A 23,566-nucleotide genomic window follows, 5' to 3' on the forward strand; every position below is an offset into this window, starting at 1 on the left:
GCGAGCGGGGACATAGTGCACCGTCTTTTGACTTCAAAGTGTCGAAGTGTGCTTGCTATGGGTTGGAAGTGCCCCTAGCGTGGAGGCATGAGCACCCACCCGGTCCTGGCGGCCGTGACCGAGCGCATCGTCGAGCGGAGCGCGCACTCGCGGGCGGCGTACCTGCGCCGGACCCGCGCCGCGGCCGGCTCCGGCGCCCCGGGCCGGGCCTCGCTGGGCTGCGCGAACCTCGCCCATGGCTTCGCCGCCGAGGCCGCGCCGGAGAAGGCGGCGCTGCGCGGCCGGGTCAAGCCCAACCTCGCGATCGTCACCAGCTACAACGACATGCTCTCGGCGCACCAGCCGTTCGTGGACTACCCGCCCGCGCTGAAGCGCTCCGCCGCCCGCGCCGGCGGGCTCGCCCAGGTCGCGGGGGGCGTGCCCGCGATGTGCGACGGCATCACCCAGGGCCGCCCCGGGATGCAGCTGTCGCTCTACAGCCGCGACGTCATCGCCATGTCGACCGCGGTCGCGCTCTCCCACGACATGTTCGACGGCGCCCTGATGCTGGGCGTCTGCGACAAGATCGTCCCCGGCCTGCTGATCGGCGCCCTCTCCTTCGGCCACCTGCCGACCGTCTTCGTGCCGGCCGGCCCCATGACCTCGGGCCTGCCGAACGCCGAGAAGGCCGCCGTCCGCCAGCGGTACGCCGAGGGCCGGGCCACCCGCGCGGAGCTGCTGGACGCCGAGGCGGCGTCGTACCACTCGGCGGGGACGTGCACCTTCTACGGCACCGCGAACTCCAACCAGCTGATCATGGAGGTGCTCGGCCTGCACCTGCCCGGCTCGTCCTTCGTGAACCCCGGGACGCCGCTGCGCGAGGCGCTGACCGACGCCGCCGCCCGGCGGGCCGTCGCGATCACCCGGCAGGGCGGTGAGCCCACCCCGATCGGCGAGATCGTCGACGAGAAGGCGATCGTCAACGCCTGCGTCGCGTTGCTCGCCAGCGGCGGGTCCACCAACCACACGATCCACCTCGTGGCCATCGCCCGCGCCGCGGGCATCGAGCTGACCTGGCAGGACCTCTCCGAGCTCTCGACCGTCGTGCCGCTGCTCGCTCGGGTCTACCCCAACGGCACCGCCGACGTGAACCACTTCCACGCCGCCGGCGGGATCGCGTTCCTCGTCCACACCCTGCTGCGCGCCGGGTTGCTGCACCCCGACGTGCGCACCATCGCGGGCCACGGGCTGCACCACTACACGACCGAGCCGAAGCTGGACGGCGCCTCCGGGGAGCTGACGTGGGAGGAGGGGCCGAAGGCCTCCGGCGACCTCGACGTCCTGCGTCCGGCCACCGCACCGTTCCAGACCGACGGCGGCCTTAAGGTCCTCACCGGACCGCTCGGGACGGGGGTCATCAAGACCTCCGCCGTGGCCCCCGCGCACCGCACCGTCACCGCCCCGGCCCTGGTCGTCGACGACCAGGACGACCTGCTCGCGCTGCACGCCGCGGGCGAGCTCGACGGGCGCGACTTCGTCGCCGTCGTCCGCTACCAGGGCCCCGCCGCGAACGGCATGCCCGAGCTGCACAAGCTCACCCCCGTGCTCGGCCTCCTGCAGGACCGCGGGCAGCGCGTCGCCATCGTCACCGACGGCCGTATGTCCGGGGCGTCGGGCAAGGTGCCCGCCGCCATCCACCTGACCCCGGAGGCCGCCCTCGGCGGGCCGCTGAGCCGGGTCGTGGACGGCGACCTGATCACCATCGACGCGGAGCGCGGCGTCCTCGACGTCGCCGCCGCCGACGAGCTCCAGCGGCGCGAGCCCACCGGCCGCGCCCCCGAGGGCGAGGAGTTCGCCGGCACCGGCCGCGAGCTGTTCGCCGCCTTCCGCGCCACCGTCGGCGCCGCCGACCGCGGCGCCAGCGTGTTCCCCGGCACCGTCCCGACGTACAGCCCCGGCCAGGAGGTCTCCCTTGAGTCTGCGTGAGGACCTGATGGCGACCCGCGGGTCGCTGCTCGACGTCGTCCCCGTGATGCCGGTCGTCGTCGTCGACCGCGTCGCCGACGCCGTCCCGATCGCCCGCGCGCTCGTCGCGGGCGGCCTGCCCGCCATCGAGCTGACCCTGCGCACCCCCGCGGCGCTCGACGCGATCCGCGCGATCGTCGCCGAGGTGCCGGGCATCCTCGTGGGCGCCGGGACCATCACCACCCCCGCCCAGGCCGACGCCGCCGCGCGGGCCGGAGCGCGGTTCCTGGTCTCCCCCGGCGCGACGCCGTCGCTGCTGTCGGCGATGACCGGCACCGGGCTGCCGTTCCTGCCCGGCACGTCGACGGTCTCCGAGGTGCTCGCCGTCCTCGAGGCCGGCCACACCGAGATGAAGTTCTTCCCCGCGGAGGCCGCGGGGGGCGCCCCGTGGCTCGCGTCCGTCGCGGCGCCCGTGCCCGCCGCCCGCTTCTGCCCCACCGGCGGCATCACCCGGGCCACGGCGCGCTCCTACCTGTCGCTGCCCAACGTCGGGTGCGTCGGTGGGTCGTGGCTGACCCCGAAGAAGCTCGTCGACGCCGGCGACTGGGGGCAGGTCGAGGCCCTGGCGGCGGAGGCCGCCATGCTGAGGGCGTGACGACCGGACCGCACCCCGAGACCGACGACTGGGGCCTCCAGCTCGAGTGGCTCGACGCCGACGACCAGCCGCAGCGCCTCACCGACGAGCGCGCCGCACCGATCCGGGAGGCCGTGGGCCGCCCCCCGGCCGGGCTGGACGACGTCGCGCCCCTCGTCGTCCGACCGGGCGCCCGGCACCCGCTCGGCGCGGTCGAGGTGCGCTGCGAGGACGGCACCACGCGTCCGCTGACCGCGGGCGTCGTCCCCGACGACTTCCCGCTCGGCTACCACCGCGTCGTCGGCGCCCCCGGCACCGCGGCGGACCGTGAGCGGCGCCTCGTCGTCTCCCCCGGCCGCTGCTGGCTCCCCGAGGACCGCAGCTGGGGCCTCGCCGTCCAGCTGTACGGCGCCCGCTCGCGCGCCTCGGGCCAGCTCGGCGACCTCGCCGACCTCCGCACCCTGCGGGAGTGGGCCACGTCGCTGGGCGCCGGGTTCCTGCTCACCAACCCGCTCCACGCGGCCACGCCCGGCACCCCGCAGGAGTCGAGCCCCTACCTGCCCGCGACGCGTCGCTTCCGCAGCCCGCTCTACCTCCGCCTCGACGAGGTGCCCGGCCACGACCCCGCGCTCGACGGTGTGGTCGAGCGGCCCGAGCCCGGCGCCCTGGTCGACCGCGACGTCGCGTGGGAGCAGGGCCAGCGGGTCCTCCGCTCGGTCTTCTCCCGCACGGACGCCGCCGTCGACCCCGACCTCGTCGGCTGGCGCGAGCGCCGCGGGGCCCCGCTGGCCGAGTGGTCGGTGTGGTGCGCCCTGGTGGTCGAGCACGGGCCGGACTGGCGGGAGTGGCCGGAGCCGTTGCGCCGTCCGGACTCCGACGCGGTCGCGGCGTACGCCGACTCGCACGCGGACGAGGTCGCCTTCCACGCCTGGACCCAGTGGCTGCTCGCCCGCCAGCTCGCCGACGCCGCGGGCGACGTCACGATCGTGCAGGACCTGCCGATCGGCGTGTCCGCCAGCGGCGCCGACGGATGGGCGTGGCAGGACGTGCTCGCTCTCGGGGCCAGCGTCGGCGCGCCGCCGGACGCGCTGAACGCCCTGGGCCAGGACTGGGGCTCCCCTCCGCTGGTGCCGTGGAGGTTGCGACAGGCCGACTACGAGCCGTTCGTGCAGTCCCTGCGCGGCACCATCGAGGGCGCCGGGGGGCTGCGGATCGACCACGTCATGGGCCTGTTCCGGCTGTGGTGGGTGCCGCAGGGCGAGCACCCCCGCGAGGGCGTCTACGTGCGCTACCCGTGGCAGGACATGCTCGACATCGTCGCGCTGGAGTCCCACCGCGCCCGGGCCGTCATCGTCGGCGAGGACCTCGGCACGGTCGAGGACGGCGTCCGCGAGGCGCTCGCCGAGCGCGGGATCCTGTCGTACAAGGTCCTCTACTTCGAGGACGACGACCCGGCGACGTGGCCGACGAACGCCATGGCCACCGTGACCACCCACGACCTCGCCACCGTCACCGGGCTGTGGGGCGGCACCGACGCCGAGGACCAGGCGGCCGCGACCGGCGAGACCGTCCCCGAGGTCCGCGCGCAGCAGACCGAGCTGCTCGAGCGGCTCGCCCGCGACGGCCTGCCCGCCTCCGCCTCGACCGACGAGGCCGTGGCGGCGGCGTACGCGCAGCTCGGGCGCTCCCCCTCCCTGCTCGTCACCGTCGCGCTCGAGGACGCCGTCGGCGAGGTACGCCGGCCCAACGTGCCCGGCACCGACCACACCCAGCGCGACAACTGGCGCCTCCCCCTGCCCGTGGCGGTCGACGACCTCCCCGGTCACGCCGGCGCCGAGACGCTGCTGCGGTCGGTGGACGCCGCGGTGCGCGGACGCCCCTGAGCCGAGTCGGCACATCTGCGCAGCTCTGGGACGTCGAGTCGGCACATCTGCGCAGGGCTGGAGCCTTGACCGGCTCCTGACCGTCCCCGATCCTGTGTGACCTCTGTCACTCGGACCAGGACATCTCATGAGCGCTACGCCCCCTGCCCAGGCCCCCGCCCCCACCACGATGCGACGCGTCGCCGTGGCCTCGTGCGTGGGCACGACCATCGAGTTCTACGACTTCTTCATCTACGGCACCGCAGCCGCGCTGGTGTTCCCGCAGATCTTCTTCCCGGCGCTCGGACCGGTCGCCGGCACCGCCGCGTCGTTCGCGACGTTCGCTGTCGCGTTCGTCGTCCGCCCGCTGGGGGCGATCGTGTTCGGCCACTACGGCGACAGGCTCGGCCGCAAGGGCACCCTCGTCACCACGCTGCTGCTGATGGGCGTCGCCACCGTGGCGATCGGCCTGCTGCCGACCGGCGCCGTCATCGGTGCGGCCGCGCCGATCCTGCTGATCATCCTGCGGGTCGCCCAGGGCCTCGCGGTGGGCGGCGAGTGGGCGGGGGCGAACCTGCTCACCGCCGAGTACGCACCGCCCGGCAAGCGCGGCGCGTACGCCGTGTTCCCGCAGCTCGGCCCCGCGCTCGCCTTCGCGCTCTCGTCGGGGACGTTCCTCGCCACCGACGTCGTCTTCGGCTCCGACGCGTTCCTCACCTACGGCTGGCGGATCCCGTTCCTGCTGTCCGCGCTCCTGGTCGGCGTCGGGCTCTACATCCGGCTGTCGATCGACGAGACGCCGGTCTTCACGGCCGACCGCGACCGGAGGGCCGCGTCCGAGGCCCCGACCACCCCACCGGTGCTCGAGGTCTTCCGGGTCCAGCCGCGGGAGATCGTCCTGGGCGCGTTCGTGCAGGGCATCGGCTTCGGCTTCTTCTACATGGGCACCGCCTACCTCACGGCGTACGGCTCGGACCCCGCCGGCGCCGCCCTCGACCGGCGCGTCGTGCTGTCGCTCGGCATCCTGGCCGCCGTGGTGCTCGCCGTGACCACCATCGTGGGCGGCCGGATCTCCGACCGGGTCGGCCGACGTCCGGTCATCCTCGTCTCCGGGGCCATGGCGCTCCTCTGGTCGCTCGCGCTCTTCCCGGTGCTGGACATCGGCACGGCGCCGGCGTTCGGCATCGGGGTCGCCGTGACGCTCGCGATCTTCGGGATCATGTACGGCCCCGTCGGCGCCTACCTCCCCGAGCTGTTCGCCACCCGGTTCCGCTACACCGGTGCCGGCATGGCCTACAACCTCGCCGGCGTGCTCGGCGGCGCGGTGCCTCCCGTCCTGGCCCCGCCGCTCACCGCCGCCTTCGGCAGCATCGCCATCGGCGTGCTCCTCGCGGTGCTCGCCGGCCTGAGCATCGCGGCCACCCTCCTGCTGTTCGAGACCGCCGGTCGGCGGACGATGGACGACGTCGAGGAGCCGCTCGCGGCCTGACGCGCCTGGGAGGATCCCCGGATGCCCGACCTCCACACGGCCGACGAGGCCACCATGCTGCACGGCTGGGTCGACCGTCAGCGCGAGCAGGTCGCCGGCCTGCTCGACGACCTCAGCGACGCCGAGGCGCGGACGCGGCTCGTGCCGTCGCTGACCACGCCCCTGGCGCTCGTCACGCACGCCACGTTCGTCGAGCGGGTCTGGTTCCACCACCGCGTGGCGGGGCGGACCCGCGCCGAGGTCGGCGTACCGGAGACGGTCGACGAGAGCTGGACGCCCACCCCGGACGCCACGATCGCGTCGGTGCGGACGGCGTACGACGAGGCGTGCGCGCGGTCGCGCGCGATCTGCGCGGGCCGCAGCCTGGAGGAGACCTACGACTGGAACGGCACGCCGGTGACCCTCCGCTACGCCCTGCACCACGTCGTCGCCGAGCTCGCCCGCCACGCCGGACACGGCGACATCATCGTCGAGCAGCTGCGGGCGGCCCGCGGCTGAGCTGGACGGGCCCTCAGGGGCGTGGCACTCGACGCCATCGTGTGTCTCACCGGGTCTCGACCCGCGTTCGCGACCTCGCAGGCTCGGTCGCGCGCTCGCTCGACCTGCGCCGCGTCACGGCCTCGCGAGTTCGGCCGTGGCGGCTTGACTCGGCTACTCGAGCGAGATGCCGCGGAGCACGCGGGCGCGGGAGGGGGCGACGCCGCGGCAGGTGAGGCGCTCCGGGGCGCCCCAGGCGGCCTCGACGGTGGCGACGAGGGGGCCGTCGGGGCCGCGCAGGTGGACGCGGGTGGTGTCGGGGTCGACGCGTTCGAGGGACGTCACCATGACCAGGTCGCGGCGGGCGCCGAGGCGTGCGTGGGCGAGTACCAGGCCGACCTGCGCCGCCGGGGCCAGCCCGAGCCGGCCGCGGAGCAGCTCCGGCAGGACGGACCCCGCGTCGGTGTCGGTGACCAGCCGATCGGCGTCCTCGGGGGTCACGCGTCCGTAGAGCTCACCGGTCGGGACGACGAGCACGTTGGCGGCGAAGCGGTCCCCGCCGACGTGGGTGGTCTCCCAGACCCGTTCGGGGCGCAGGGCGGCGAGCGCGGTGGTGACCGGACGGCCGCGGACGGCGCAGCAGAGGTCGTGGCTGCCGTGCGTGCAGACCAGGTACGACGGCTCGCGGTCGGCCACCGCCCGCGCCGGCCGCAGGCCCGGGTCGGCCTCCAGCTCATCGGCCAGCTCGGCGAGCGACCCGGCCCGCCAGCGCCAGGCCGTGCCCGCGGCGACGTCGACGAGCGCGACGTCGTGGCCGGGCTCGACCGGTCCGCGGTCGGCGTGGCGGCCGGGTCGTCGTACGGCCTGCATCCGCGCGCCCCCCGCCGCGGCGGCGTGGTCGATCCGGTCCGCGAGGACGGGGTCGGCGTGGCTCTCGACCAGGCCGCGCGGGCCCCACGGACCGGCCTGCTCGACGAGCAGCAGACGCCCGATCGTCAGCGCCGTGCCGGCCAGGGGGTCGCCCCGCTCGGCCGCAGCCGGCGCGCAGGAGGTGGGCGACTCCCGCGGGACGGGCCGGCTCACGCCGGGACCACCACGCCCTCCAGCAGCAGGCGGCGGACCAGCACGGCGGCATCGTCGACCTCGAGACCGAGGTCCGCGACGCGGACCGGCTCGCCGGTGACGGCCCGCGCGGCCGCGTCGGTCAGCCGCTCGGGCAGGCTCAGGGACTTGCCGGGGAGCCGGAGCCGCACGGTGCCCTCACGGTCGCCGGTTCCGCCCAGCGAGCAGCGCAGCCCGGGGCGGAGGACGACGACGTCGTCCGCCGACACGCGGTCGGCGGCGGCGAGCTGGGCCAGCGGACCGAGCGGCGCGGGGCGGGTGCTCGTCGAGAGGTGACGGCCCAGCGACGCGGCGATCGCGGAGACGACGTCCGCGTCGTCGAGGCGGTCGACGGCGGCGTGCAGCGCGTCCCGCGTGGCCTTCAGGTCGCCGGCGAGGACGTCGGGGTCCCCGAGGTCGACGCCCATCGGCAGCGAGCGGCGCAGCTCGACGTCGTCACCGACGAGGTCGAGGACGCGGGCGGCGAGGGCGGCGCGGGTGACGGGCTGGACGCCGATCGTCAGGTGGCCGGACAGCTCGCCCAGCGCGGAGGCCGAGTGCAGGTAGCCGCGCGGCAGGTACAGCACGTCGCCCGGTTCGAGGACGGTCTCGATCACCGGCTCCTCGGTCGCCCGCGCGGCGACCTCGGCGCGGCGGTCCTGCCACGGCTGGTCGCGCAGCGGCGCGTCGAGCACGGGGGCGTGGACCCGCCACCGCTTGCGGCCGGTGAACTGCAGGACGAAGACGTCGTGGACGTCGTAGTGGGGGTCGAAGCCGGTGTTCTGCGCCGGCGTCAGGTACGCGTTGACCTGCACCGGGTGGCCCAGCTGCCGGGCCAGCGCACCGGCGAGGTCGACGACCGGGGGCCAGGTGCGGTGCAGGCCCTGCAGCACGAGCGTGCTGCCGGCGGCGAGCTCGGCGAGGAGCTTGTCGTCGGCGACCTGGTCGCCGATCTCGGCGCCCGCGCCGCCGGGGCCGGTGTACGTCGAGGTGGGGCGGACCGACCCGTCGCGGGCCATTCGCAGGAACGGCGTCCGCAGTCCGCGGGTGGAGACGAGCTCGTCGACGGCGTCGGGGCTCAGCAGGTCGGTGAACCCGCCGCCCGGCAGGTCCGCCGCACGCCGCAGCAGGGGCGCGGTGGCCCAGTGCCGCGCCGCGAAGTCCTCGGCGCTCATCCCGGTCAGGCGACCCAGGGGGTCGGTCTCGCTCACTGCTCTCCTCCTGCTCCCGTGCCCGGCGTGCCCACCACGACACGTGGCCCGGGTCGTCTCTCGACGTCCCGGGCCACGCTGCTCATGACTCAGGCGCCGCCGTCGGCTCCGCCGTCCTGGACACCCTCGGTGCCCGAGGCGCCGCCGTCGGCGGGACCCTCGGCGCCGCCGTCGGCTCCGCCGTCCTGGACGCCCGGGGTGCCCGAGGCGCCGCCGTCGGCGGGACCCTCGGCGCCGCCGTCGGCGCCGCCGTCCTGGACGCCCGGGGTGCCCGAGGCGCCGCCGTCGGCGGGACCCTCGTTCTCGCCGTCCTGCGAAGTGGTGATGTCGTCGTCCTGCACGGTGCGACCTCCTGGTCATCGGTTCGACGGCGCCCGATCGGCGCCGCCCTCGCGGTACCCGCTCGCCGTGAGCCTAGGCCCGCCGGAAACCCCCTGGACCCCGCAGCCACGGACCGGGCACGCTGCCGCCGTGGACGAGCCCGTGGACCCCGCGCAGCCCCCGAACCTGGCGATGTGGGACGAGCGCGCTCCCGCCCACGCGGCCTCCCCCGACTACGGCGTACGACGGTTCGCCGAGGACCCCGCGTTCCTCTCCGACGTCGTCCGCTTCGACCGCGACCGGCTCGGCGACCTCACCGGGCTGGACGTGGTCCACCTGCAGTGCCACATCGGCACCGACACGGTCTCGCTGTCCCGCCTCGGGGGTCGGGTCACCGGCCTCGACTTCTCCCCCGCCTCGATCGCCGAGGCGCGCCGGGTCGCCGAGCTCGCCGGGGCGGACGTCGGGTTCGTCCTCAGCGACGTGCACGACGCCGTGGCCGCCCTCGGGGCGACGTACGACCTCGTCTACACCGGCATCGGCGCCCTGTGCTGGGTGCCGCGCATCGCGCGGTGGGCCGAGGTCGTCGCCGCCCTGCTGCGTCCGGGCGGCCGGCTGCACCTGCGCGAGGGGCACCCGGTGCTGTGGGCGCTCGACCAGGACCGCACCGACGGGCGGCTCGAGCTCGTCGTGCCGTACTTCGAGCACCCCGAGCCGACGGTCTGGGACGAGCCGGGCACCTACGTCGACTCCGACGTGGACTTCGTCCACACCCGCTCCGAGGAGTGGAACCACGGTCTCGGCGAGATCGTCACCGCCCTGCTCGAGGTGGGTCTCGAGGTCACCGGCCTCGTCGAGCACCGGACCGTGCCCTGGAAGGCGCTGCCGCCCATGGTGGACGTCGGGGGCGGCGAGTTCGCGCTGCCCGACGACGACCTGCGGATGCCGATGACCTACACGCTCACGGCGAGGAAGCCAGCCTGACCGCACCCGTACGAGGTCGACACGACCGCCACCAGGCCCGCGTCGTCGGGTCACGGCCCTCGGGACGCCCGGCCGGAAGCCTGGCTCACTGTCGGTGCCCGGTGCCAGGCTGGTCCCGAGCGAGGAGGCACCGATGGCGGGGCCCGACCACGAGGCGACGTACGACGTCGCGACCCAGACCCGGCTGCTGGCCGCAGAGATGTTCGCAGGCCTCGACGAGGAGCAGTGGCGACGCCCGAGCCTGTGCGCCGGGTGGACCGTCCGGGAGGTCGCGGCGCACCTCGCCGAGCCGCTCGAGACCGGCATGTCGACGCTCGGGCTGCTCGTGGGGGTGATCAGGGCGCGGGGGTCGTTGGACCGGATGGTCGACACCAGCGCCCGCCGCTTCGCGACCCGGTCGACGGACGAGCTCGTCGGCCTCCTGCGCGAGCGGGCCGACGTCCGGCTCTCCCCGCCGGTCATCGGGCCGCGCGGTCCGATGGCCGACAGCCTGATCCACCTCCGCGACGCGGCACGACCCCTGGGTCTGGACGCGAACCCGCCGCCGGAGCACTGGCGCCACGTCCTCGACTTCGTCGCCGACCCGAAGGGCACGACGACGGGCTTCGTCGGCCGCGGTCACCTGAGAGGCCTGCGGCTCGTGGCGACGGACCAGGCCTGGACCCACGGCGACGGGCAGGAGCTCCGCGGGCCGAGCGAGGCGCTCGTGATGACGCTGACCGGCCGAGCGGTGGCCCTGGACGACCTCGCCGGCCCCGGCGTCGACGCGCTGCGGCGGCGCCTGCGGTGACGGGCCACGCGGCGCCCCGGGTGCTGGTGCTGGGCCTCGACCCGTTCCGGGTGCCGGGGCCGTGGGACCCGGCCCCGGTGGCCGCCGCGATCGAGGAGGGACGCCGACGGTTCGCCGAGCACGGCGTCGCCGTGGAGTACTGCCTCGTCGGGCTCGACGGCGGCGACGACGTCGAGGCGGTCGTCGCCGACCGGCTCGGCGCCCGGGACTGGGGGTGCGTGGTCGTCGGGGGTGGGATCCGCACCGACGACGACCTGTTCGAGCGGGTGCTGAACCTCGTCCACCACCGCGCCCCGGGCGCGGCCATCGCCCTCGGCGACTCCCCGACCGGGACCTACGACGCTGCCGCCCGTTGGCTGCCGGAGCCCGGGACCGCCTGATCCCCTCAGCCGAGCCCGGGCGCGTCGAAGGCGAACCGCGTGGGCTGGTACTGGTCCTCGGTCGGGAAGGCGTGGGCCCGGCGCGGCGTGATCTCCCAGGCCTGGAAGGGCGGGCCGCCGGACGTCGGGGCGGCGTACGGCGCGTCGAGCTCGTCGCCGACGACCTCGGTCGGCCAGTCGTAGACCTCGAGCATCGCCGCGGAGGCCCGTCGGAGGTCGTCGGGAGCCCTCAGACGTGCCGCCTCGCCCTCGACGACGAGGTGCGTCGTCCCCAGGTCGACGGCCAGCGAGACCTCGGGGAAGGCCTGCAGCAGCCCGGTCTTGACGGCGGTCGCCTTCGTGGCGAGCAGGAAGGACGAGCCGCCCCAGGCCGCGAACACCGGTCGGGTGTGGACGCCGCCCCGCCCGTTCCGGACGCTCAGCCAGCTGGTGCCCGCACCCTCCCGGAGCTGTTGCGCGACCGGGGCCCAGGCGGTCGGACCCGCGGTGCCGCGTCGGCTGTCGGTGCCCGGACCGGTGCGGGCGATGACCTCGTTCCTCGGTGCGTCCATGTCAGGACCGACCTCCCGGGTGCCGGTGACTCATCGCCGGGGACGCGCGGGAGTCGCTACCCTCGGCGTTCCGACGACCGCGACCGTCGCCATGGGGTGCAGAGAGAAGGTGTCGCCGTGACCGACGTGTCCACCCGGGTCCGTGGTCTCGTCGACCGGGCCCGCCGCGAGGTCGCCTCGGTGGTGGCGGGCCGAGGCCCCGCGCAGTCCCCGACGCGCCGCGCCGCCGACGCCTCGGCGTACTGGCGCGACGGCGACGACGACCGCTGGGCGAGCAACTCGCACTTCCGCGACTCCGACGCCTTCGCCGACGACGCCTCGCTGTGGGGGCGCGTGGGTCGGGAGCACCTCGAGCTCGTCCGGGTCGCGGCGCGGGCCGCGGGCTGGACCTGGGACTCCCCCCGTGTCGTGGACTGGGGCTGCGGCGGCGGCAGCACCGCGGTCGCCGTGGCGCCCGAGGCGCGGGAGCTGGTGCTCGTCGACCTGTCCGCACGCACGCTGGCCGAGTGCGCGCGGCAGGTGGCGGCGACCGCCGACACCCCGACCGTCCAGGTCGAGGTCGACGTCGACGCACCGGAGGCCGTGGCCGGGCAGGTGGCCGGGTGCGACCTGTTCCTGTCCTTCTACGTGCTCGAGCTCGTCCCGAGCCAGGAGCACGGCGCCCGCATCCTGCGCGTCGCCGCCGAGGCCCTGGTGCCCGGTGGCCTCGCGGTGGTCCAGTTCAAGTACGACGACGGCCACCGCGCCAGCCGGCCGCGGCGTCGGGGCTACGCGCAGAACCTGGCCGACATGACGACGTACACGATCCCGGACTTCTGGGCCCTCGCGGAGTCCGTCGGCCTGCGGCCGGTGACGCTCACCCTCGTGCCCGAGAACGAGCTGGACCGGCGCTACGCCTACCTCGCCGCCCTCAAGCCCCAGCCCTAGCCCTGGCCGCGCCCGTCCCGGGCCGGCCCGACTCCGTCGGCGCGGAGCACGAGCCCGCCGGGGGGCGGCGAGCCCGTGCCCGCGATGCCGTTCCGGTCGCTCCCCATGACGCTCCGGGGCGATCCGCGGACAGCGGGTGTCGCTCTCGCACCGGGGTCTCGGGCATGAGAACCGAGGGACCGACCATGACCAGGCCGGGGGGTTAGCCGTCATGGGTGCGGGTGACTCGGTACGACCGAGTACAACACAGGCTGTGTGGTTCCGTCAGGTATTTCTCAAGATTTCCACTCGTGATGTTCGGTGAGGGCCGCCGGGGACTACGGTGCCGTGGTGCGCCTCGGACTCCGGCGCGCGGGGCCGGTCGCGACGCGACGCCGTGCACCGTGGAGAGCTCGAGAGGGGGCGGGGATGGACCAGGGCACGTACGGGACCGCCGAGGTCGTCGCGCGGACTGGCCTGACCGGCGCCCTGCTGCGCACCTGGGAGGAGCGCTACGACTTCCCCCGGCCCCTGCGGGCGGGCACGAGCCGTCGGCGGTACACGGAGGCCGACGTCGCCGCCCTCCTCGCGGTGAAGCGCCGGCGCGACTCGGGGGTGCGCCTGGCGTCCGCCATCGCCGAGGTGCAGCGCGGCGCAGGCGTCGCGGAGGAGTCGCTCTTCGTCGAGATGCGGGCGCGGTCCCCCCGTACGCCGGTCCACCGGGTCGGCAAGCCGATGCTCCTGGCGCTCACCCACGCCATCGAGGACGAGTGCCACGCCTCCGCGCGGCCGGCCGTCCTGTTCGGGCTCTTCCAGAGAGCTGAGAACTACACCGCGGCCGAGTCGCGGTGGCGCGAGCTCGCCAGGTCCGCCCGCGCCGCGGTGGTCTTCGCCGACTTCGGGACCGGCGACGGCACGACCCTGCCCGGCGGCGCGCTGACCGTGTCCCTGCCCCCCGGCTCCCCGTTGCACGCCGAGTGGGCCGTGGTGGTCGACGGCGTCGACGTGCCCGTGGCCCTCGTGGCCCGCGAGGCGCTGCACGACCCCCGCGACCCCGCGCCGGCCCAGCAGTTCGACGCCCTCTGGACCCTCGACCCGGCCGAGGTCCGCGACGTGGCCCGCCAGTGCGCCCGGTTGGCCTCGGCGTCCGGGGTCGACGTGTCGGCGGAGGCCCGGCACACGCTGGACCGTCCGGTGCCCGCCGTCGACGCCGAGGTCGGGGCCGTGAACGCAGCCGCCGCCTCGCTGATCGGCCGGGTCCTCACCCACGCCGCCGGGACGCGGGCCGGCTGACCGGGGTCCGGATCCCCCGCCTCACACCTCTGCGGTCAGCACGTACGGCGTGGTGGTGGTGACCGCGACCAGCCCGAGGCGCTCCAGGATCGGCCGCGACATCGGCGTCGAGTCGCTGTGGACCAGGCGCAACCCGGCGTCGAGCGCGGAGCGGGCGCGGACCGCGGTCAGCGCCCGGTAGACACCGCGACCGCGCCAGCCCTCCCGGACGGCACCGCCCCAGACGCCCGTGACGTCGGTGCCGGTGACGGGCTCGAGGCGGCCGGCGCCGACCACGACGCCGTCGTGCTCGGCGACCCAGAGCTCCATCCCGTCGTCGAGCGCCAGGCGCGCCAGCACGGACGCGGCGCCGCGCTCGGAGACCACGCCGTCGAACACCTCGTCCTGCATCGCCGTCATCGCGCGGACGTCGGCCTCGGCGGTGACCCGGCGCAGGGTGACGCCGGCGGGCAGGGCGACGTCACCGGCGAGCCCGGACGCCTCGCCGAGCATGACCGTCTCCTCCTCTCCCGGGGTGAACCCGTGCGCCAGGAGCGCGTCCTGGAGACCCGGGGCCTGGTCGTGCCCGCGGGTCTTCCACTCCACGTGGGTGATCTCGGGCAGGGCTCCGAAGTGCTCCACCGCGCCCCGCACCAGGTCACGGACGCCGGCCTCGTCGGCGCCGTCCAGGTCGCGGTAGGTCACGAACCCCCGCGCGCCCGGGAAGGTGACGAGGCGCAGCGGGCCGTGCCGGACGACCGACAGCGCGCCGGGGGTCTCGGCGTCGGTGCGCAGCTGGTCGTCGTACACGGCGAGGAGGTCGGCAGGGGTGAGCACGCGCCGAAGGCTGTCAGCCGGGACGGCCTCCGGCCACCGGACACCGGTCAGCCCGGCGGGGCGAAGAACTCCAGGGCGATCCCGTCGGGGTCCGTGAAGGACACGCCGGAGCCGTAGTGCGCGTCCACGATGCCGCCGTGGGCGATGCCCAGCTCGTCGAGCCGGGAGGCCTGCTGCTCGAGGGCCGCGCGGTCGGCGCAGGCGAACGCGACGTGGTCCAACCCGGTCCGCTTCGCGTCGAAGGCGTCCGTACGCTGCCCCTCGCCGTGGGTGTGCAGCCCGAAGAGCGAGCCGCCGTCGAGGGCGAAGACGGTGTGGTGGAAGCCCCCGGTGGTCTCGTCCTCGTCGAGCACGGCGTCGCTGCCGAACAGCCGGGAGTAGAAGTCCGTGGAGCGGGCCAGGTCGGTGACGGTGATCGCCACGTGCGTGATGGGCGGGAAGGACACGGATCTACCTCCGGGACGTCGTGGTGCGGACGCCCTCACGACACGCGATCCGTACCTCCGCCACAACTCCCCGATCGGAGGGTGGCGGCGAGGTGGACCCGCGTACGTCGACAGGACGAGGACCTCGGGGAGCGGGCCCGCCGGACCGACGGGTGCGTGCACCTCGCCGTCACCCCGGACCCGTGCGCCCGAGCAGCTCGACGTCGAGGAGGTCGAGGTCGGGTTCGACGAGGCTCGCGCGGTCGACCCGATGTGACGGTCGGACGTCGAACCGCGACGACACGTCGAACCCCGGCCCCACGACGTGGCCGTCGGCCGGCTCGTCCGACGACCCGCACCATCGAGAGGGGGTCGTCACGTCGCCCGACCAGAGGTAGACGGCGAGCAGCGGCCGGGACCCGGTGCGCATCGCGTGCGGCTGCCATGGTCGGTGGTGCAGCGGGATCCCGCCGGGCCGCGCCCGGTACGTCGTCGCGTCGTCGTCCAGCCAGTCGGCGTCACCGAGCGGCACGTACACCTCGTCGGCCGGGTGGTGGTGCGGCGGGTAGTGGACGTCACGGCCGAGGAGCAGGAGGCCGACGCTGACCGCCGTCCTGGTGTCGGAGGCCGTCCCGCCGTCGGGCGGGCCGACGAGGGTCGCGTGGGCGTAGCCGTCGAGGAAGGTGGGTGACGGCGGGTGCTCGAGGTAGCGAGCGGTCTGGGTCCACACCGCCCGGGGCGCCAGGCGCCGTACGACGTCGGCGAGACCGGCGTCCGCCCGGTCCGCCGACTCGCACGCCTCCGGCAGCTGGTCGAGGACGGCGAGGTCGCCCGGCGCCTCCGGCGGGAGGACGGCATGTGGACCGACCTGGCCCAGCAGGCCGGCGTGCTCCTCGAGGCCGTGCCGCTGCAGCACCGGGCGCAGCGCTCCGACCAGGTCGGCGACGTCGGTGTCCGACACCGGAGTGCTCCCTCGCTCAGACGTTGAAGCGGAACTCCACCACGTCGCCGTCGGCCATGACGTAGTCCTTGCCCTCGATGCGCACCTTGCCGGCCTCCTTGGCCTTCTGCATGGTGCCGGCGGCGACGAGGTCGTCGTACGAGACGACCTCGGCCTTGATGAAGCCCTTCTCGAAGTCGGTGTGGATGACCCCGGCGGCCTGGGGCGCGGTGGCGCCCTTGGGGACGGTCCACGCGCGCGACTCCTTGGGGCCGGCGGTGAGGTAGGTCTGCAGGCCGAGGGTGTCGAAGCCGACGCGGGCGAGGACGTCGAGGCCGGGCTCGTCGACGCCCATCTCGGCGAGCATCGCGCGGGCCTCGTCGTCGTCGCCGAGCTCGACCAGCTCGGCCTCGAACTTCGCGTCGAGGAAGATCGCCTCGGCGGGGGCGACGAGGTCGCGCATCCGCTGCTTCAGCTCGTCGTCGGCGAGCTCGTCGGCGTCGCAGTTGAAGACGTAGAGGAACGGCTTGGCGGTCAGCAGCTGCAGCTCGCGGACGTGCTCGAGGTCGACCGTCCCGGCCGCCAGCAGGTCGTACGCCGGGGTGCCGGCCTCGAGGGCCTCCAGCACCTGCTTCGCCGCGGAGACGTACGGCCCGCGCGCCTTGTCGCCCTTCGCCTCCTTCTCGAGGCGGGGCACGGCCTTCTCCACCGTCTGCAGGTCGGCGAGGACCAGCTCGGTGGAGATCGTCGAGAGGTCGGAGGACGGGTCGACCTTGCCGTCGACGTGGGTGACGTCCTCGTCGCGGAAGACACGGGTGACCTGGCAGATCGCCGCCGACTCGCGGATGTGGGCGAGGAACTTGTTGCCCAGGCCCTCGCCGGTCGAGGCGCCCGCGACGATGCCGGCGATGTCGACGAACTCGACGGTCGCGGGCAGCACCTTCGCCGAGGAGAACAGCTCCGCCAGCACCGGGAGCCGCTCGTCGGGGACCCCCACGACGCCGACGTTGGGCTCGATCGTCGCGAACGGGTAGTTCGCCGCGAGCACGTCGTTCTTGGTCAGGGCGTTGAAGAGGGTGGACTTGCCCGCGTTGGGAAGTCCGACGATGCCGATGGTGAGAGCCACGGGGCGTCAGCCTACGGGCGACGCGGGGCCCGCCACGAACCCGCGGTCGTCAGCCCCCGCCGACGGAGAAGGTCCAGTCGTCGGACAGCTCACGCGCGGCCCTCCGACGCTGGGGTGCGCGGTCGGCGGCGTCCTGCACGAGGAACTCGGCCGTGGACGGCCCGACGCACCCGACCGTCGTCCCCACGGCCCAGCCCGGGCCCTGCGCACGGATCAGCTCGACAAGCCGGTCCGACGTCCCGGCGACCCCGCCGGGGCACTCGACGTCCAGCTCGCCGGCTCCCGCGGCGATCCCGACCTCGACGTGCATCACCGTCACGACGTCGGCGCCGGCCGCGGCCAGGGAGTCGACGACGGTGCCCGCCACCACGGGGAGGTCGCCGGGGTCGCCGTCCGTCCGGGCGTCGAGCCGCCACCGGCCGGCGTCGGAGCGCACCGACACCCTCGTCACGTCGAGGTCGGCGGGCAGGCTCCCCAGCGCCTCCAGCACCGGGGCCAGGTCGGTGGTGCCGTCGTCGGGACCCACCTCGACGGACACGGCCGGGACGCCGTCGTCGTCCGTGGGCGACGAGGCCGGGGCGATCGCCACCGCGCCGGTACGCCGGGTGAGCGCGCCCGCGACCTCGCGCAGCGTCGCCTCGGTCGTGGCGGCGTCGAGGTCGGGCTCGAGGCGCAGCCAGGTGCCGTCGGCCGTCGACCCCACCTCCTGGACCCCGTCGGCCGTGCCCAGCCGGAGCCGGAGGCCCGCGTCGGAGCCGGTGACCCGCCAGGCCAGCACCCCCGCAGCGACCAGCGCGAGCGTTCCGACCGCCAGGAGCAGCAGGGTGCGGCGGGGACGGCGCCGGGGGGCGGTGGTGGTCACGTCCGCCACCTTCCCCGCTCGGCCCCGTTCCACACCGGGGACGCCGCGCGGGTGTGCGAGGCTCGGTGACGTGTCAGAACCGACCGCTGTCCTCCGCGAGCCGACGAACCTGGTCTCGCCCCGCGCGGTGTCCTACTGGCGGGTCTCGTCCGGCATCGGGACGCTCGTGGTCTGGGTCGCGGTGGCCGTCACCTGGTTGCTCTGGTCCGAGCGGCCCTGGTGGGCCACGGCGCTGCTGCTGCTCGCCGTCGTCGCGGCGGCCGTCCCGACCGTGCTGATGCCGCCGGTGCGCTACCGCATCCACCGCTGGGACGTCACCGACGTCGCCGTCCACACCCGCTCCGGCTGGATCACCCGCGAGGAGCGGATCGCCCCGCTGTCGCGGGTGCAGACCGTCGACTCGACCCAGGGCGCGCTGATGCGGTTCTTCGGGCTGCGGTCACTGACCGTCACCACCGCGTCCGCCGCCGGACCCATCACCATCGACTGTCTGGACGCCGCCGTCGCGGCCGACCTCGTCGCCCACCTCACGGCGGTGACCGGCGCCGAGCGGGGCGACGCGACGTGACCCAGCCGCCCGAGCCGCCGTACGCCGACGAGCCGTACGCCGGGCCCGCGCCGTACGACGAGCCGGCGCCGAAGCCGCCGGTCGCCGAGGCGGAGTGGCAGCGGATGGACGTCCGCTACCTCGTGGTGGGGCCGTTCGCGGCGGCGCGTCAGTTCGTCATCCCCGCCGGTGCCGCGGCGATCGGCCTCGGGTCCACCGGCAGCCCGTGGGCGCTGCTGGCCCTGCCCGCCTTCGTGGTGCTGTCGCTGCTGTTCGGGATGGTCCCCTGGCTGACGACGTACTTCCGGGTCACCGACACCGCCTTCGAGGTCCGCCGCGGCCTGCTCAACAAGACCCGCCTCACCGCGCCGCTGGACCGGGTCCGCAGCGTCGACCTCGAGGCCTCACTGGTCAGCCGCGTGCTGGGCCTGACCAAGGTCGCCGTCGGGACCGGCGTCGACGACACCCGCATCGAGCTCGACGGCATCGCCAAGGCGGACGGCGAGGGCCTGCGCCGCTTCCTGCTCACCCGCAGCCGCGCGGCCGCCGCACCGTCCCCGGCTCCCGCGACCGACGCCACCGGGACGCCGCCCGCGGAGGGTGGACCCCCGCCGGTCCCCGCCCCGGCGGTCGAGGTCGAGCCCGTGGAGCTGGCCCGCATCGACTGGTCGTGGCTGCGGTTCGCGCCGCTGAGCCTGGCCCGCCTGGCGGTCCTGGCGGGTGCGCTGACCTTCCTGTCGCAGTTCGTCAACGACATCCCCGTGCTCGAGACCGAGGCGGCGCGGTCGGCGTACGACTACGTCGCCGCGCAGGCGCTGTCGCTGGTGCTGGTCGTCGGTGCGGTCGTCGCCCTCGTGGCGTGGGTGGTCGTCGCGGTCGCCGCGTTCGTCGTCCAGTGGTGGAACCTGCGGCTGGTCCGCGACGGCGACAACCTCCGGCTCACCGCCGGCCTCATCACCACCCGGTCGACCAGCGTCGACGAGAAGCGGGTCCGCGGCGTGAAGCTCACCGAGCCGCTGCTCATGCGTCCCGCCGGCGGTGCCGAGCTCGCCACGCTGGCCACGGGCGTCGGCGAGGGCGGCACGACCACCGTCCTGCCGCCCTGCCCGCGCACCGTGGCGGTCCGGGTGGGCGAGGACATCCTCGGTCGCCCCACCGACGAGCCGCTGACCGTCGACCTGCACGCCCACGGCTGGCTCGCCCGACGACGCCTCCACGTCCAGGAGCAGGTCGGGGTGCTGGTCGTCGCGGGCGTGATCGCGCTCGTGGTCGCCCTCGTGCCGTGGGACCTCCCCTGGTGGATCCCGCTGGCCTTCCTCGTCGTCTTCGTCCCGCTGGGCGTCGTGGTGTGCGAGGCGCAGTACCGCAACCTCGGCCACCGGCTCACCGCCGAGCACCTCGTCGTCGTCGGGCCCAGCGTCGTCCGCCGCCGTGAGGTGATCGAGTCCGACGGCATCATCGGCTGGGTGGTGCAGCAGTCGTTCTTCCAGCGCCGCCTTGGGCTGGCCACGCTGGTGGCCACCACCGCGGCCGGCGGGGAGAAGGTCGTCGCGGTCGACCTCGCCCTGCCGGTGGCCGTCGGCCTCGCGCACGCGGCGACGCCCGGCGTCCTCGACGAGTTCCTCGCCGCCTGAGCCATGACCGTCCCCGGACCCGCCCCGACGCGCGGGCGGGGTGCGGTCGTGCTCGTCGAGGGCGAGAGCGACCGGGTGGCGCTGCTGACCCTGGCGCGGGCCCGGGGCCTCGGGTACGACCTGCCGGTCGTCGCCATGGGCGGCATCACCAACCTGGGACGCCACCTCGCGGCGACCCCGGACGACGTCCGGCCGGTCGTGCTGCACGACGCCGGCGAGTCGGCGTACGTCGCCCGCACCGTGGCCCGCTCCGGACGCGAGGTGTCGCTGCACGTCTGCGACGCCGACCTCGAGGACGAGCTCATCCGGGCGCTCGGCGTCCCGGCCGCGCTGGAGGTGGTCGAGGCCGCGGGCGACCTCGGGGCGTGGCGGACGCTGCGCCGCCAGCCGTTCCACCGCGGTCGCGACGACGCCCCGGTGCTGCGGCGCTTCCTCGGGACGACCAGTGGACGCAAGGCGCGGTACGCCGCCCTGCTGGTCGCCGCCCTCGACCCGGCGGCGGCCCCGCGGCCGCTGACCGAGGCACTGGACGGGCTCCTACGCTGAGGCGGTGCGCCTCGTCACCTGGAACGTCAACTCGCTCCGCTCCCGCATCGACCGCGTGGAGGCGTTCCTGGCGCGCCACGACGTCGACGTCCTCGCCGTGCAGGAGACGAAGGCCAAGGAGGAGCAGCTGCCGTTGATGGGGCTGCAGGCCGCCGGCTACGAGGTCGCCGCCGCCGGGACCAACCAGTGGAACGGCGTCGCGATCATCTCCCGGGTCGGGATCGACGACGTCCAGGTCGGCTTCGACGGCATGCCCGGGTGGGGCGAGCCCGAGGTCCCGGAGTCGCGCGCGATCGGCGCGACCTGCGGCGGCGTCCGGGTGTGGTCGCTGTACGTCCCGAACGGCCGCAAGCCCGACGACCCGCACTACACCTACAAGCTCGCGTGGCTCTCCGCGCTGCGCGGCGCGGCCTCGTCCTGGCTGGGCGAGCAGACGGTGCTCGTCGGCGACTGGAACGTCTGCCCCACCGACGACGACGTGTTCGACGTGAAGCAGTTCGCGAAGTCGACCCACGTCACCCCGCCCGAGCGCGAGGCCTTCGCGGCGTTCGCCGACGACGGGTGGAGCGAGGTCACCCGCGCCCACGCGCCCGGCTACACGTACTGGGACTACTACCGCCAACGGTTCGAGCGCGACCGCGGGCTGAAGATCGACTTCGCCTACGCCTCGCCGTCGCTGGCCGAGCGCGTCACCGGGGCCTTCGTCGACCGCGACGAGCGCGACCCCGCCCAGGGCACGGGCAGCCCGTCCGACCACGCGCCGGTCGTGGTGGACCTCGACTGAGGTCTCACGCCTCCGGTCGGATCGGCTGCGAGAAGGCGCGGTGGACACCGCCCGGGTCGTTGTAGAACGGGTCCGCGCCGTCAGGCAGCAGCACCAGCTCGCGTCGACCGGCGGTCGCCGGCTCGGCGTGGAGTCGCCAGTACTCCTCGGCGACCAGGTCCGGGTCGAGCGGCCCACCCGGCGCGACGAGGCCGCACACCGCGACCAGCGCGACCCGCACGCCGCGCGGCGCGAGGGCCTTGTGCAGGTTGAGCGCGATGCTCCGCAGTGCCGCCTTGCCCGCCGCGAGGCCGGCCCAGTCGGGGTAGGGCTCCAGGGCGAGCCCGCCGCCGGTCACCAGGACGGTCCCCCGGCCCCGGCGCTCCATGGCCGGAAGCACCTCGGCGAGCGCGTCGAGCAGGCTCCCGGCGTCCACCCGGACGGCCTCGAGCAGCCGGTCGGTCGTCATCGCGAGCACCTCGTCGGGGGACATGTCCGCGACGTTGTGCACGAGGACGTCGGTCGCCCCGCCCCATCGCTCGACCCGGGCGAGCGCGGCGCGCGTCGTCCCCTGGTCGGCCAGGTCGGCCCTCACGACGACGACGTCCTCGTCGTCCGGCGCGGGCCAGTCCGCGAGCCGGTGGGGGCTGCGGGTCACCAGCGCGACGCGGAACCCCTCGGCGGCGAAGCGACGCCCGATGGCGGCACCCAGCCCGGGACCGGCGCCGAGGACCGTGCAGAGCGGCGGACTGCTCACCGGCCGGTCACCGGCTCGCGAGCCCGCCGGCCGCGACATGGGCCTCGGCGAGCGTCGTCCGGGGCTCGTCGAGCTGACCGCGGACCCGGTCGAGCCACAGCGAGGTGGTCTCCGCGGCGGCCGGGGCGTCGCCGGCGAAGGGTCCGTCCACCGCGCGCAGGGCGGCCACGACCTCCGGGCGCCGCAGGGACGCGCCGAGGCGGGCCAGCCGGGCGTCGAGGACGGCGAGGTCACGGCGTACGGCGGCGACCTCGGCGTTGACGTCGAGGGGTGCCGGGGCCTGGCGGCGACGCGGGGCACCGGCGCGGGCGGGACCGAGGAGCGGCATGCGACAAGCCTGACCCGGCCTGCCGGGAAGCGGAAGCAAGTCTTTCTGACCGGTCCGTCCAGTCCCGGTGAATGCCCGGCCCGTTTCCGTCTTTGCGGTCGGTTCTCCGCCGTGGGAGCGGAGAACCGACCGCAAAGACGACGATCACCCCTCGCTCCGACGCCGGACGAGTGGCTCAGGCCCCCGCCTGGACCATCAGCACCCCACCCGCGATGAGGACGACGCCGGCGAGCATCGGCAGGGTCAACGGCTCGGCGAACAGCACGCGCCCCAGCAGCGCGGTCAGGGCGACCCCGCACGCGGCCCACACGCCGTACGCGACCCCGACGGGCAGGCCGCGCGCGAGGACCTGGCCCAGCAGGACGAACGCGAGGACGTAGCCGGTCACCGCCGCGGCGCCGAAGCGACGGACGCGGAAGCCCTCCGACGCGCGCAGGCTGAGGGTCGCGGCGACCTCGGCGACGACCGCGAGGCCGAGCAGGACCCAGGTCACGTCCGCTCCCCCGCCCGGTCGGCGCCGACGGACCCGGCGCGGTGGGACCCCACCTCGACCAGCAGCACCCCGACCACGATGACCGCGATCCCGCCGAGGCGGAGCGGGCCCAGCCGCTCGTCGTACACGACGGCGGCGGCGAGCGCGGTGAGGACGACGCCGCCCGCGGCCCAGACGCCGTACGCGAGGCCGACGGGCATCCCGTCGCGCAGGCAGACCGACAGCAGGCCCAGGGCGGTGACGTAGCCGGCGGCGACCACGGCGTACAACAGGGGCAGGCCCTCGCCGGCCGCCTTCAGGCTGAGCGTCGCGACCACCTCGCAGCCGATGGCCAGGGCGAGCAGCAGTCGGAGTCGCACCGTCGCAGCCAAGCAGCCCGGCCCGCG

The 23,566-nt window shown here is 75.2% G+C and carries 27 protein-coding genes; 14 read left to right on the top strand and 13 right to left on the bottom strand.

All coding sequences use genetic code 11. The annotated features are described in order from the left end of the window. The first annotated feature begins 87 nt into the window (after positions 1-87). The 5 genes from edd to Q0858_RS07640 all read left to right on the top strand — a co-directional run bounded on the left by edd (position 88) and on the right by Q0858_RS07640 (position 6,427). Positions 88-1,965, top strand: a complete 1,878-nt coding sequence (edd, locus tag Q0858_RS07620; protein WP_299052314.1) for a phosphogluconate dehydratase — start codon at positions 88-90, stop codon at positions 1,963-1,965. Continuing rightward, positions 1,952-2,599 carry a bifunctional 4-hydroxy-2-oxoglutarate aldolase/2-dehydro-3-deoxy-phosphogluconate aldolase gene (gene eda, locus Q0858_RS07625; RefSeq protein WP_299052316.1) on the top strand — a complete coding sequence of 216 codons (648 nt, stop codon included), beginning with the start codon at positions 1,952-1,954 and terminating at the stop codon, positions 2,597-2,599. The genes edd and eda overlap by 14 nt, the downstream gene beginning before the upstream one ends. Continuing rightward, entirely contained in the window at positions 2,596-4,461 is a 1,866-nt protein-coding gene (gene malQ, locus Q0858_RS07630; protein WP_299052318.1) for a 4-alpha-glucanotransferase, read from the top strand. Before eda ends, malQ begins: the two co-directional genes overlap by 4 nt. Positions 4,462-4,588: 127 nt before the next feature. Next, positions 4,589-5,929, top strand: coding sequence for an MFS transporter (locus tag Q0858_RS07635; protein ID WP_299052320.1), 1,341 nt, complete (start codon positions 4,589-4,591; stop codon positions 5,927-5,929). A 21-nt stretch (positions 5,930-5,950) separates the two neighbouring features. Continuing rightward, a complete protein-coding gene (locus Q0858_RS07640) occupies positions 5,951-6,427 on the top strand; it encodes a DinB family protein (RefSeq protein ID WP_299052322.1) in 477 nt (158 codons plus the stop codon). 153 nt (positions 6,428-6,580) lie between these two features. Here the strand turns inward: Q0858_RS07640 and Q0858_RS07645 are convergent, their stop codons facing one another. The 3 genes from Q0858_RS07645 to Q0858_RS07655 form a co-directional block, all read right to left on the bottom strand. Next, on the bottom strand, positions 6,581-7,489 hold the full coding sequence (locus tag Q0858_RS07645; RefSeq protein ID WP_299052324.1) for a sucrase ferredoxin: 909 nt from the start codon (positions 7,487-7,489) through the stop codon (positions 6,581-6,583). Continuing rightward, positions 7,486-8,718, bottom strand: coding sequence for a cupin domain-containing protein (locus tag Q0858_RS07650; RefSeq protein ID WP_299052326.1), 1,233 nt, complete (start codon positions 8,716-8,718; stop codon positions 7,486-7,488). Before Q0858_RS07650 ends, Q0858_RS07645 begins: the two co-directional genes overlap by 4 nt. 89 nt (positions 8,719-8,807) lie before the next feature. Then, positions 8,808-9,059 (bottom strand): hypothetical protein, encoded by a 252-nt coding sequence (locus tag Q0858_RS07655; RefSeq protein ID WP_299052327.1) that lies wholly within the window; start codon positions 9,057-9,059, stop codon positions 8,808-8,810. A 130-nt stretch (positions 9,060-9,189) separates the two neighbouring features. Here Q0858_RS07655 and Q0858_RS07660 point away from each other — a divergent pair, with 130 nt between their 5' ends. From Q0858_RS07660 to Q0858_RS07670, 3 genes are all read left to right on the top strand, one after another. Beyond that, a complete protein-coding gene (locus Q0858_RS07660) occupies positions 9,190-10,023 on the top strand; it encodes a class I SAM-dependent methyltransferase (protein ID WP_299052329.1) in 834 nt (277 codons plus the stop codon). A 133-nt stretch (positions 10,024-10,156) separates the two neighbouring features. After that, complete coding sequence (locus Q0858_RS07665) at positions 10,157-10,813, top strand: maleylpyruvate isomerase family mycothiol-dependent enzyme (RefSeq protein ID WP_299052331.1); 657 nt, start codon at positions 10,157-10,159, stop codon at positions 10,811-10,813. Beyond that, positions 10,810-11,193 (top strand): hypothetical protein, encoded by a 384-nt coding sequence (locus tag Q0858_RS07670; RefSeq protein WP_299052333.1) that lies wholly within the window; start codon positions 10,810-10,812, stop codon positions 11,191-11,193. The genes Q0858_RS07665 and Q0858_RS07670 overlap by 4 nt, the downstream gene beginning before the upstream one ends. 5 nt (positions 11,194-11,198) lie before the next feature. Here Q0858_RS07670 and Q0858_RS07675 read toward each other — a convergent pair whose 3' ends face one another. Continuing rightward, on the bottom strand, positions 11,199-11,744 hold the full coding sequence (locus Q0858_RS07675) for a hypothetical protein (protein WP_299052335.1): 546 nt from the start codon (positions 11,742-11,744) through the stop codon (positions 11,199-11,201). Positions 11,745-11,861: 117 nt separating this feature from the next. Here Q0858_RS07675 and Q0858_RS07680 point away from each other — a divergent pair, with 117 nt between their 5' ends. Both Q0858_RS07680 and Q0858_RS07685 read left to right on the top strand, forming a co-directional pair. After that, positions 11,862-12,671 (top strand): class I SAM-dependent methyltransferase, encoded by an 810-nt coding sequence (locus Q0858_RS07680; protein ID WP_299052337.1) that lies wholly within the window; start codon positions 11,862-11,864, stop codon positions 12,669-12,671. Between the two features lie 408 nt (positions 12,672-13,079). Beyond that, complete coding sequence (locus Q0858_RS07685) at positions 13,080-13,943, top strand: DICT sensory domain-containing protein (RefSeq protein ID WP_299052339.1); 864 nt, start codon at positions 13,080-13,082, stop codon at positions 13,941-13,943. A 21-nt stretch (positions 13,944-13,964) separates the two neighbouring features. On the opposite strand, the gene Q0858_RS07690 is transcribed toward Q0858_RS07685, so the two are convergent. The 5 genes from Q0858_RS07690 to Q0858_RS07710 form a co-directional block, all read right to left on the bottom strand. Next, positions 13,965-14,759: a GNAT family N-acetyltransferase gene (locus Q0858_RS07690; protein WP_299052341.1), complete on the bottom strand. Its 795-nt coding sequence runs from the start codon at positions 14,757-14,759 to the stop codon at positions 13,965-13,967. A 47-nt stretch (positions 14,760-14,806) separates the two neighbouring features. After that, positions 14,807-15,205, bottom strand: a complete 399-nt coding sequence (locus Q0858_RS07695) for a VOC family protein (protein ID WP_299052343.1) — start codon at positions 15,203-15,205, stop codon at positions 14,807-14,809. A gap of 169 nt (positions 15,206-15,374) precedes the next feature. Beyond that, entirely contained in the window at positions 15,375-16,145 is a 771-nt protein-coding gene (locus Q0858_RS07700; protein WP_299052345.1) for a dimethylsulfonioproprionate lyase family protein, read from the bottom strand. A gap of 16 nt (positions 16,146-16,161) precedes the next feature. After that, positions 16,162-17,250 (bottom strand): redox-regulated ATPase YchF, encoded by a 1,089-nt coding sequence (gene ychF, locus Q0858_RS07705; RefSeq protein ID WP_299052347.1) that lies wholly within the window; start codon positions 17,248-17,250, stop codon positions 16,162-16,164. A 49-nt stretch (positions 17,251-17,299) separates the two neighbouring features. Beyond that, a complete protein-coding gene (locus Q0858_RS07710; RefSeq protein ID WP_299052349.1) occupies positions 17,300-18,112 on the bottom strand; it encodes a hypothetical protein in 813 nt (270 codons plus the stop codon). Positions 18,113-18,182: 70 nt separating this feature from the next. Between Q0858_RS07710 and Q0858_RS07715 the strand changes: the two genes are divergently transcribed. From Q0858_RS07715 to Q0858_RS07730, 4 genes are read left to right on the top strand one after another with little or no spacing between them, the layout of a single operon-like run. Next, positions 18,183-18,680, top strand: coding sequence for a PH domain-containing protein (locus tag Q0858_RS07715; RefSeq protein WP_299052351.1), 498 nt, complete (start codon positions 18,183-18,185; stop codon positions 18,678-18,680). Next, a complete protein-coding gene (locus Q0858_RS07720; RefSeq protein ID WP_299052353.1) occupies positions 18,677-20,293 on the top strand; it encodes a PH domain-containing protein in 1,617 nt (538 codons plus the stop codon). Before Q0858_RS07715 ends, Q0858_RS07720 begins: the two co-directional genes overlap by 4 nt. Before the next feature lie 3 nt (positions 20,294-20,296). After that, positions 20,297-20,839 (top strand): hypothetical protein, encoded by a 543-nt coding sequence (locus Q0858_RS07725; RefSeq protein WP_299052355.1) that lies wholly within the window; start codon positions 20,297-20,299, stop codon positions 20,837-20,839. Between the two features lie 4 nt (positions 20,840-20,843). Continuing rightward, positions 20,844-21,623, top strand: a complete 780-nt coding sequence (locus Q0858_RS07730; RefSeq protein WP_299052357.1) for an exodeoxyribonuclease III — start codon at positions 20,844-20,846, stop codon at positions 21,621-21,623. 4 nt (positions 21,624-21,627) lie between these two features. Here the strand turns inward: Q0858_RS07730 and Q0858_RS07735 are convergent, their stop codons facing one another. The 4 genes from Q0858_RS07735 to Q0858_RS07750 all read right to left on the bottom strand — a co-directional run bounded on the left by Q0858_RS07735 (position 21,628) and on the right by Q0858_RS07750 (position 23,539). Then, positions 21,628-22,359 carry an SDR family NAD(P)-dependent oxidoreductase gene (locus tag Q0858_RS07735; RefSeq protein WP_299052358.1) on the bottom strand — a complete coding sequence of 244 codons (732 nt, stop codon included), beginning with the start codon at positions 22,357-22,359 and terminating at the stop codon, positions 21,628-21,630. Between the two features lie 7 nt (positions 22,360-22,366). Then, positions 22,367-22,687 carry a hypothetical protein gene (locus tag Q0858_RS07740; protein WP_299052360.1) on the bottom strand — a complete coding sequence of 107 codons (321 nt, stop codon included), beginning with the start codon at positions 22,685-22,687 and terminating at the stop codon, positions 22,367-22,369. A 175-nt stretch (positions 22,688-22,862) separates the two neighbouring features. Further along, positions 22,863-23,180 (bottom strand): SMR family transporter, encoded by a 318-nt coding sequence (locus Q0858_RS07745; protein WP_299052362.1) that lies wholly within the window; start codon positions 23,178-23,180, stop codon positions 22,863-22,865. Next, on the bottom strand, positions 23,177-23,539 hold the full coding sequence (locus tag Q0858_RS07750) for an SMR family transporter (RefSeq protein ID WP_299052364.1): 363 nt from the start codon (positions 23,537-23,539) through the stop codon (positions 23,177-23,179). The genes Q0858_RS07745 and Q0858_RS07750 overlap by 4 nt, the downstream gene beginning before the upstream one ends. Positions 23,540-23,566: the final 27 nt, after the last annotated feature.

It is taken from the genome of uncultured Nocardioides sp., assembly GCF_947489365.1.
GTDB lineage: Bacteria > Actinomycetota > Actinomycetes > Propionibacteriales > Nocardioidaceae > Nocardioides.

Excerpts from the sequence above, each read along its gene's own strand:
- edd (WP_299052314.1), top strand. The coding sequence starts at position 88 with ATGAGCACCCACCCGGTCCTGGCGGCCGTGACCGAGCGCATCGTCGAG.
- Q0858_RS07725 (WP_299052355.1), top strand. The coding sequence starts at position 20,297 with ATGACCGTCCCCGGACCCGCCCCGACGCGCGGGCGGGGTGCGGTCGTG.
- Q0858_RS07635 (WP_299052320.1), top strand. The coding sequence starts at position 4,589 with ATGAGCGCTACGCCCCCTGCCCAGGCCCCCGCCCCCACCACGATGCGA.
- Q0858_RS07665 (WP_299052331.1), top strand. The coding sequence starts at position 10,157 with ATGGCGGGGCCCGACCACGAGGCGACGTACGACGTCGCGACCCAGACC.
- Q0858_RS07675 (WP_299052335.1), bottom strand. The coding sequence starts at position 11,744 with ATGGACGCACCGAGGAACGAGGTCATCGCCCGCACCGGTCCGGGCACC.
- Q0858_RS07685 (WP_299052339.1), top strand. The coding sequence starts at position 13,080 with ATGGACCAGGGCACGTACGGGACCGCCGAGGTCGTCGCGCGGACTGGC.
- Q0858_RS07640 (WP_299052322.1), top strand. The coding sequence starts at position 5,951 with ATGCCCGACCTCCACACGGCCGACGAGGCCACCATGCTGCACGGCTGG.
- Q0858_RS07740 (WP_299052360.1), bottom strand. The coding sequence starts at position 22,687 with ATGCCGCTCCTCGGTCCCGCCCGCGCCGGTGCCCCGCGTCGCCGCCAG.